The sequence below is a fragment of the Actinomadura kijaniata NBRC 14229 genome (genome assembly GCF_001552175.1).
In the GTDB taxonomy this organism is placed as follows: domain Bacteria; phylum Actinomycetota; class Actinomycetes; order Streptosporangiales; family Streptosporangiaceae; genus Spirillospora; species Spirillospora kijaniata.
In genome coordinates this window covers 19,677-28,201 of sequence record NZ_BCQR01000160.1, presented here as the reverse complement: position 1 = coordinate 28,201, position 8,525 = coordinate 19,677, and the positions used below count along the sequence as shown (strand labels likewise).

The window sequence follows — 8,525 nt, the reverse complement described above, 5'->3', positions numbered from 1 at the left end:
GCGGCCGCGCCCTGCCGGTCCTCGCGGCCGCCATCGGCGCGCTGGCCGTCGCGACCCTGGGCGGGGGAGTGCACCAGGCCGTCACCCACCGGAGCGACCGCCCGGACGCGGCCGGCCGGTCCGGCCCGCCCACCGCCGGGCCCACCGGCCCGGTGACCGACGTCACCGCCGACGCGGGCGTCGCGCCGCTGCGCCGGGTCGTGCCGCCGGACGTGCTGGCGGTCTCCTCCGGCCGGTCCGTCACCGCGGCCCAGATCGCGCGGATCCGGAAGATCAAGAAGGTCCGGGACGTGATCGCGGTCGACGGCGGCGCGGTCCAGCTGCAGGGACGCTCGATCAACACGTTCGCGGTGGACCCCTCGACGTTCCGGTCCTGGACCCCGCCCGGCACCGCCAAGCGCACCGAGCTGTGGACGGCGCTGGCGGACGGGCGGTTCGTGGTGTCGGCCAACGCCGCCGAGCAGCTCCGGCTCGCCCGTGGCCGGCAGTATCCGGTCGTCGGCCGCACCATGCCGAACCTCACCATGGGCGGCTCCGGCGCGCTCGGCATCCCCGGCATCGACATGCTGGTCGGCCGTGAGGCGGGCCGGGACATCGGCCTGATCCCCCATGTGGCGGTGCTGGTCAACGCCCCCGGGACCGACCCGGTCAAGCTCGCCGCGGCCGTGCGCGGGGCCCTCGGCCAGACCGGCAACGTCGTCAACCTGCACGAGAACCGGTACCGCGCGCCGTCCGACGGCGGCCGCCCCGGCAGCTACCTGGACCTCTACAAGCAGGCCGCCACCACCTGCCCCGGCCTGTCCTGGACGGTGCTGGCCGCCATCGGCCAGGTCGAGAGCGACCACAACCGCAACCCCGGCCGCTCCAGCGCCGGGGCGCTCGGCCCCATGCAGTTCATGCCCGCCACCTGGAAGGCGTACGGCGTGGACGGCGACGGCGACGGCAGGGCCGACATCATGAACCCCTACGACGCCGTCCCCTCCGCCGCCAGGTACCTGTGCGCCAACGGGGCCGGCCGCGGCGGCCGGCAGCTGTACCGGGCGGTCTGGCACTACAACCACGCCGACTGGTACGTGCGGAAGGTCCTGGCGCTGGCCCGGGCCTACGCCGCGCGGTACTCCTGACGTGCCCTTTCTCACAGCCGGGCGGCCGGGCGCGGACAGCGCCGACCGCCTGGTTGGATGGAGGGCATGACGTCCTACGACGCGTTGCTCCTGGTGTCATTCGGGGGGCCCGAGGGACCCGAGGACGTGATCCCGTTCCTGGAGAACGTGACGCGCGGCCGCAACATCCCGCGGGAACGCCTCGCCGCCGTCGGGGAGCACTACCACCTGTTCGACGGGGTCAGCCCCATCAACCAGCACTGCCGCGACCTGAAGGCGGCCATCGAGGCCGACCTCGCCGCGCACGGCGTCGATCTTCCGGTCTACTGGGGCAACCGCAACTGGGACCCCTACCTGGCCGACACCGTCCGCCGGATGAGGGACGACGGGGTGCGGCGCGCCGCCGCGTTCGTGACCTCCGCCTACAGCGGCTACTCGTGCTGCCGCCAGTACCTGGAGGACATCGACCGCGCCCGCGCCGAGGTCCCCGGCGCCCCCGAGATCGACAAGCTGCGGGTCTACTACAACCACCCCGGCTTCGTGGAGCCGTTCGTCGAGGCGGCCCGCGCCGCGCTGGCGGAACTCCCCGCCGACCTGCGGGAGGGCGCGCACCTGGCGTTCAGCGCGCACAGCGTCCCGCTGGCCCAGCCGGGCCGGGAGCGCTACACCGCCGAGCTCGCCGACATCTCCCGCCTGGTGGCCGGACGCGCCGCGCCCGGCCACCCGTGGGAGCTGGTCTACCAGTCGCGCAGCGGCCCGCCCACCCAGCCGTGGCTGGAGCCCGACATCGTCGACCACCTGGAGAAGCTGCACGCCGCGGGCGTCCGCGCGGTGGTGAACGTGCCGGTCGGCTTCGTGTCCGACCACATGGAGGTCAAGTACGACCTGGACGTGGAGGCCGCGAACCGGGCGGCCGAGCTGGGCCTGGAGTTCCGCCGCGCCGCCACCCCCGGCACCCACCCGCGTTTCGTCGCGATGGTCCGGGAACTGCTGGTGGAGCGCGCCACGGACGCCGCCGACCGTCCCGCGCTCGGGGTCCTGGGCCCGCGCCCGGACGTCTGCCCGGCCGACTGCTGCATGAGGGGGATCACCGTATGAGCCTGGCCGAGGAGCTCCTCGAACTGGCGCTGGCCACCGCCCGGGAGACCGGCCGGATGCTGGTCGACAAGCGGCCCGCCACCGGGCCCGACGTGGTGCGGACCAAGTCCAGCCCCACCGACGTGGTCACCCAGATGGACCGCGCCGCCGAGGAGCTGGTCCTCCAGCGGATCGGCGCGGCCCGGCCCGGCGACGCGTTCCTCGGCGAGGAGGGCGGCACCCAGGACGGCGACGGCCCGGTCCGCTGGATCGTGGACCCGATCGACGGCACCGTGAACTACCTGTACGACCTGCCCGACTGGGCGGTCAGCATCGCCGCGCAGGTGGACGGCGTCACCGTCGCCGGGGTGGTCGACATGCCGCGGCGCGGCGAGACCTACACCGCCGTGCGCGGCGGCGGCGCGCTGCTGCACACCGCCTCCGGCACCCGCGAACTGCGCGTCAACGCCGACGTCCCGCTGGAGCGCGCCCTGGTCGCCACCGGCTTCGGCTACGACGCCCGCCGCCGCGCCCACCAGGCCGAGGTGCTGACCGGGGTGCTGCCCAACGTCCGCGACATCCGCCGTGGCGGCTCCTGCTGCGCCGACCTGTGCGCGCTGGCCGCCGGACGCGTGGACGCCTACTACGAGCGCGGCGTGCAGGCGTGGGACGTCGCGGCGGGCGCGCTGATCGTCGAGGAGGCGGGCGGCCGGGTGGCGGGCCTGGACGGCGCCCCGGTGAGCCCGGACTTCGCCCTGGCGGCGGGGCCCGGGACGTTCGAGGCGCTGCACGACCTGCTGCTGCCCCTGGACCCGGCCCGCGACTGACCCGTACACGAACCGAGGACCGGGCGGTGGCCCGGTCCTCGTCGTGTTCTACGCGGGGCGACGTGGAGTGGTAGCTCCGAAGGGTTCACCCTCAGTCGCAGCGGGGTGGTTCGACACCGACTTCCACACCGATGTCGTTGTTCGCTGCGATCCGGCGCAGTTCCTTGATCTCCTCCTGGCGGATGTCCGCCAGGTAGGTGTCGCCTTCTGCGTGGGCGGCACGGAGCGATGCGTAAGCGTCATCGAGCCGCTGTTGGATGGTGCGTGACAACTCGCCCAAGGGGCCTCCTCCCGGATCAGGCACCCCTTACCCAGCGCGCCGGGCGCGGTAAACCCGATCTTCTGAGAGTTTTCCGGGTGTTCCCGGCCTCCCCGCGGGAGGCATCCTGGTAGGGGGCTTACGGACGTCTTACGGCCGCCATGGCATACCTGGTCAGGGGACGATACGAGGGGATGGACGACAGGTGCGTGTTCTGGTCGTCGAGGACGAGCGGGTGATGGCCGACGCCATCGCCACGGGGCTGCGCCGCCAGGCGCTGGCGGTGGACGTGGCCTACGACGGCGCGGGCGCGCTGGAACGGACGGGGGTCAACGAGTACGACGTGATCGTGCTGGACCGGGACCTGCCCAGGGTGCACGGCGACGACGTGTGCAAGCAGCTGGTCGCCCAGCGGTACCCGGCGCGCATCCTGATGCTGACGGCCGCCGGGGAGCTGGACGACAAGGTCGAGGGGCTGTCCATCGGCGCCGACGACTACCTGCCCAAGCCGTTCGCGTTCGCCGAGCTGGTCGCGCGGGTGCGGGCGCTCGGCCGCCGCGCCGCCGCGCCGCTGCCGCCGGTGCTGGAGCGCAGCGGCGTCCGCCTGGACCCCGGCCGCCGGGAGGTGACCCGCGACGGACGCCCGGTGGACCTGACCCGCAAGGAGTTCGCGGTGCTGGAGGTGCTGCTGAGCGCCGACGGCGCGGTGGTCAGCTCCGAGCAGCTCCTGGAGAAGGCGTGGGACGAGCACATCGACCCGTTCACCAACGTGGTGCGGGTCACGATGATGACGCTGCGCAAGAAGCTCGGCGACCCGCCGGTCATCGAGACCGTGCCGGGCGTGGGGTACCGGCTGTGAGCCCCCGGCCCGCCTCCCAGCCCGAGGCCCGGCCCACCACGCCGGGCGCGCAGTTCGGCCAGCTCGGCGTGGCCATGAACACCGGCCCGCAGCCGATCCCCGCGCACCTGAACGCCGGCTCCAGGGGCCGCCCGGGGCCGCTGCTGGAGGACCTGAAGGCGCTGCCCAGCCGCGTCAGCGTCCGGCTGCGGCTCACCGTGCTGTACGGGCTGCTGTTCTTCATGGCCGGGGCGCTGCTGCTGTTCGTCACCTACCTGCTGGTCAACACGATCCTGGACGAGGTGTTCCCCAGCGGCTACATCATCATCCGCAAGCCCGACGGCGCGATCACCGACCCCGACCTGGTCAAGGACCTGGCGATGCGGCAGCTGGTCGGCCGGTCGCTGCTGGCGCTGGCCGGGGTCGGGATCATCGCGCTGGTGCTGGGCTACTTCGTCGCCGACCGGGCGCTCAGCCCGTTGCAGCGGATGACCGCGACCGCCCGGCGGCTGTCGGAGAGCAACCTGCACGAGCGGATCGCCCTGCAGGGCCCCGAGGACGAGCTGAAGGAGCTGGCCGACACCTTCGACGCGATGCTGGAGCGGCTGGGGCAGGCGTTCGACTCCCAGCGCCGCTTCGTCGGCAACGCCTCACACGAGCTGCGCACCCCCCTGGCGATCAACCGGACGCTGCTGGAGGTCGCGCTCGGCGACCCCGACGTCTCCGACGACCTGCGGACCGTCGGCAAGACGCTGCTGGCCAACAACGCCCGCCACGAGCGCCTCATCGAGGGCCTGCTGCTGCTGGCCCGCAGCGAGCGCGAGCTGACCACCCGCACCCCGGTCGACGTCGCCGACGTCGCCACGACCGTGCTGGAGAACGTCCGCCGCCGCGAGGACGAGCTGCCCAACGAGGTCACCGTCCACCGCGAGCTGACCCCCGGCACCACCTCGGGCGACCCGGTCCTGCTGGAGCACCTGGTCTCCAACCTCGTCGACAACGCGATCAAGCACAACGACGACGGCGGCGAGGTGTGGATCCGCACCGGCGTGCTGGACGGCGTCACCACCGTGCAGGTGGAGAACACCGGCCCGGTGGTGCCCGGCTACGAGGTGGAGCGGCTGTTCGAGCCGTTCCGCCGCCTCAACGCCGACCGCCTGGAGTCCGCCAAGGGCGCGGGCCTCGGCCTGTCGATCGTCCGGTCGGTGGTCCTGGCGCACCGCGGCACCGTCTACGCCGCCCCCCGTCCCGGCGGCGGCCTGATCGTCACCGTCCGCCTGCCGGTGGGCTGACGGACCGGACGCGCGGAGCGCGGCATTGAGCCAAGATCAACCCCTTTGTTAGGTTTGCCGTCGACCTGACCCTCCCGTACCGGGAGGACAAAGGAGCTCCCCCATGAACGCAAGGCGACTGACGGCCGTCGCGCTCGGCGCCGCGCTCGGTGCCGCGATCTCCGCCGCCCCGCTGACCGTGGCCGTCGCCCCCGCCAGCGCCGAGGCGGCCCGGACGTCGGCGGCGTGCCCGGGGCGCCAGACCTGGAGCGACCGGAACACCTTCGGGGTGATGTGCCCCACCCGGAGCGTCGGCGCGGCCGCGTACTGCAGGGACAACGTGCTCGTGTACGGCAGGAAGGCGCCCGCCGGCCGGTGGTCCTACGCCTACTGCGCCGCCCACGGCGGCCTGGCCCGCCCCGCGCTCTGACGCCTACCTCCGGGCGGCGGTCGCCAGGGTCGGATGGCCGTCGAAGTCGGGGTTCAGGCCGATGTAGCGGTCGGAGCGGAACGCGACGCCGCCGCCGCTCACCACCGGGATGATCGCCATGTCGTCCAGCGCGATCTTCTCGGCCTCCTGGGTCAGCCTGGTGCGCTCGGCGTCGCCCGGCGTGCGCCGCACCTGGTCCAGCAGCCCGTCGAAGCGGGCGTTGCGCCAGCCCGAGTAGTTGTTCAGCGCGTTGTCGCCGGTCGCGAGCTGGTCGCCGCCCAGCACGGAGCGCAGCAGGGTGGAGCCGGTCGGGTAGTCGGGGCTCCATCCCGAGATCATCAGGCCGGAGGCGTCCTTGGCGGTGACCTGGTCACGCAGCTTGTCGTAGGCGAAGCCCTTGACCGTCCTGAGCCGGACGCGCCAGCCCAGCACGTTCTGGAGCCGGGCCCCGATCTGTTCGGCCAGCGGGAGCTGGGTGCCGGTGTCCATGGTGTGCAGGTCGATGGTCGTGCCCGCGCCGAGCCCGGCCTGCGCGGCGAGCCTCCTGGCCTGGGCCGGGTCGGGGGCGTCGCAGGAGGGGCAGACGCCGGGCCGCCCGAAACCGGCGACCGGCGGGGGCACCAGGCTCCGGGCGGGCCGTCCGAACGCCTGGGCGGCGATCGCCGAACGGTCCAGCGCGTAGGACACCGCCAGCCGCGCCTCCCTGGACCTCATCGGCCCGCGCGCGGTGAGCGGGACGAGCATCCGGCTGGTGGCGACCGGGTACTCGATCCGTCCGCTCTGGCCGCGGGCGGCGCGCCTGGCCTCGACGTCCGTCAGCGACACCCAGCCGACCTCGCCCGAGCCGAAGCTCGTCATCATCCGGGTGGAGTCGAGGCTCAGCCGGACGATCACGCGGTCCAGCCTGGCCTCCCCGAACGCCCAGGAGTCGTTGCGCGTCAGCTCGACGCTCTTGTCGGGCGTGTAGGAGGCGAGCCGGAACGGGCCGTTGCCGATCGGCCGCAGGTTGTAGGCGGCGTTGTCGGGGGCCCCGGCGGCCCCGGGCGCGGGGAAGAAGAGGGGGTCGGCCAGCCGCCAGGGGAACTCGCAGGAGGGGCCGGTCAGCGCGACGTCGAGGGTCTGCCCCGAGGCGCGGACCCCCGCGAGGCGGTCGGTCTTCTTGCCCGCGACCTCGTCGTACCCCTTGATGTCCCGCATCAGGTAGGAGGCCGTGCCGGACGGGTTCCGCGCGCCGCGGCCCCAGCCGCGGGCGAACGCCTCGGCGTCCACCGGCTCGCCGTTGGCGAACCGCGTGCCGCTCCTGACGGTGATCTTCCAGTTGGTGCAGGTGTCGTCCGGGGTGATGGCGGTGGCCAGCCGGTTGCGCAGCGTGCCCTGGGGCGTCACCTCGGCCAGCCCGGTGAACAGCTGCCTGGCCAGCATGGTCCCGGTGCCGCCCGAGGCGTACTCGGGCGCGAGGTGCCCCTTGGGGTCGTAGGGCGCGTTGACCATCACGCTCAGCGTCCCGCCGACCCGGTCGACGGGCGGGAGCGGTTTCTTCCCGGTGCCGTCGAAGTTGGCCAGGATGAGGCCGCCCACCAGCACCAGCGCGACGGCGGCGCCACTGCCCGCGCCGACCAGGATCCCGACGCCCCTGCGGCGGGGGTCCTCCTTGCCGGGCACGGTCTGCTGAGCGTTCGGCGGGGGCGGGTACTGCGGCTGGGGGAACGCGGGCGGTGCGGGCGCTGTGGGGGGCGGGGGCGGCCATGTCTGCGGGGCCGCCGGGGGAGCGGCGAACGCGCCCGTCGCGGCGGCCCGTACGCCCCGGTCCAGCATCCCGTCCTTGTCCAGGGAGACCGCGGGCCGGGCCGGGGTCGGGGCCGAGGCCGGGGGCAGGCTGCCCGCCAGGCTCAGCAGCCGCAGCAGCACCTGCTGGGAGGCCGGGCGTCGCGCCGGGTCCTTGTCCAGACACCCGGCCACCACCGACCGCAGCGGCTCGGGGAGCGCGCCCAGCTCCGGCGGCAGGTGCAGGATGCGGTGCATCACCGCCGGGATGCTGTCCTGCCCGAACGCCGGGCGTCCCGTCGCCGCCGTCACCATCGTGGTGCCCCAGGCGAACACGTCGGCGGCCGGGCCGACCCGCGCCCCGGTGATCTGCTCGGGCGCCATGTAGGCGGGGGTGCCGACGGCGGTGCTGGACAGCGTCCCGGTGGCGTCCAGCGCCCGCGCGATCCCGAAGTCGATCACGCGGGGGCCGTCGGCGGCCAGCAGCACGTTGCCGGGCTTGAGGTCGCGGTGCGCCACCCCGGCCTCGTGGATGGCGGTCAGCGCCGTCATCGTGCCGATCGCCAGCCGGTCCAGCTCCGCGCCCGACCGGGGTCCGTGCTCGGCCAGCACCCGCGCCAGCGGGGGTCCGTCGATGTACTCGCTGACGATGTAGGGCCGGTCCCCGTCGACGTCGGCGTCCAGGACCCGGGCGGTGCAGAACGGCGCGACCCGCCGCGTCACCGCCAGCTCGGCGGCGAACCGCTGCCGCGCCCTGGCGTCGCCGCTGAACCGCGCGTGCAGCAGCTTCACCGCGACCGGGTGCCCGGGCTCGTCCTCGGCGAGGTAGACCGCTCCCTGGCCGCCCTCGCCGAGCAGCCCGGTCAGCGCGTATCCGCCGATGCGTCGCGGGTCTCCGTCGCGCAGTGGGGCGACCTCGGGCATGGCCCTCCTGTGGGGGAACGCGGACGCCCGGC

The 8,525-nt window shown here is 74.2% G+C and carries 8 protein-coding genes; 6 read left to right on the top strand and 2 right to left on the bottom strand.

Translation table 11 applies throughout. From position 1 onward, the window contains the following. From AKI01S_RS38095 to AKI01S_RS38085, 3 genes are all read left to right on the top strand, one after another. Window positions 1–1,124, top strand: a 1,124-nt coding sequence (locus AKI01S_RS38095; protein WP_067829464.1) for a lytic transglycosylase domain-containing protein, incomplete at its 5' end; no start/stop codon positions are given. Window positions 1,125–1,190: 66 nt separating this feature from the next. After that, the gene (locus tag AKI01S_RS38090; RefSeq protein ID WP_067829461.1) at window positions 1,191–2,201 is read left to right on the top strand and encodes a ferrochelatase; all 1,011 of its coding nucleotides are present in this window, start codon (window positions 1,191–1,193) and stop codon (window positions 2,199–2,201) included. Further along, window positions 2,198–3,007 carry an inositol monophosphatase family protein gene (locus AKI01S_RS38085; protein WP_067829458.1) on the top strand — a complete coding sequence of 270 codons (810 nt, stop codon included), beginning with the start codon at window positions 2,198–2,200 and terminating at the stop codon, window positions 3,005–3,007. The genes AKI01S_RS38090 and AKI01S_RS38085 overlap by 4 nt, the downstream gene beginning before the upstream one ends. A 91-nt stretch (window positions 3,008–3,098) precedes the next feature. Here the strand turns inward: AKI01S_RS38085 and AKI01S_RS38080 are convergent, their stop codons facing one another. Further along, window positions 3,099–3,287 (bottom strand): hypothetical protein, encoded by a 189-nt coding sequence (locus AKI01S_RS38080; RefSeq protein ID WP_067829455.1) that lies wholly within the window; start codon window positions 3,285–3,287, stop codon window positions 3,099–3,101. 184 nt (window positions 3,288–3,471) lie between these two features. Between AKI01S_RS38080 and AKI01S_RS38075 the strand changes: the two genes are divergently transcribed. The 3 genes from AKI01S_RS38075 (at window position 3,472) to AKI01S_RS38065 (ending at window position 5,805) form a co-directional block, all read left to right on the top strand. Continuing rightward, a complete protein-coding gene (locus AKI01S_RS38075) occupies window positions 3,472–4,125 on the top strand; it encodes a response regulator transcription factor (protein WP_067829452.1) in 654 nt (217 codons plus the stop codon). After that, the gene (locus tag AKI01S_RS38070) at window positions 4,122–5,396 is read left to right on the top strand and encodes a sensor histidine kinase (protein ID WP_245681942.1); all 1,275 of its coding nucleotides are present in this window, start codon (window positions 4,122–4,124) and stop codon (window positions 5,394–5,396) included. The genes AKI01S_RS38075 and AKI01S_RS38070 overlap by 4 nt, the downstream gene beginning before the upstream one ends. Before the next feature lie 103 nt (window positions 5,397–5,499). Beyond that, window positions 5,500–5,805, top strand: coding sequence for a hypothetical protein (locus tag AKI01S_RS38065; protein ID WP_067829448.1), 306 nt, complete (start codon window positions 5,500–5,502; stop codon window positions 5,803–5,805). 3 nt (window positions 5,806–5,808) lie between these two features. Here the strand turns inward: AKI01S_RS38065 and AKI01S_RS54430 are convergent, their stop codons facing one another. Next, window positions 5,809–8,493, bottom strand: coding sequence for an ABC transporter substrate-binding protein (locus tag AKI01S_RS54430; RefSeq protein ID WP_067829445.1), 2,685 nt, complete (start codon window positions 8,491–8,493; stop codon window positions 5,809–5,811). Between the last annotated feature and the right edge of the window lie 32 nt (window positions 8,494–8,525).

Excerpts from the sequence above, each read along its gene's own strand:
- AKI01S_RS38090 (WP_067829461.1), top strand. The coding sequence starts at position 1,191 with ATGACGTCCTACGACGCGTTGCTCCTGGTGTCATTCGGGGGGCCCGAG.
- AKI01S_RS38085 (WP_067829458.1), top strand. The coding sequence starts at position 2,198 with ATGAGCCTGGCCGAGGAGCTCCTCGAACTGGCGCTGGCCACCGCCCGG.
- AKI01S_RS38065 (WP_067829448.1), top strand. The coding sequence starts at position 5,500 with ATGAACGCAAGGCGACTGACGGCCGTCGCGCTCGGCGCCGCGCTCGGT.
- AKI01S_RS54430 (WP_067829445.1), bottom strand. The coding sequence starts at position 8,493 with ATGCCCGAGGTCGCCCCACTGCGCGACGGAGACCCGCGACGCATCGGC.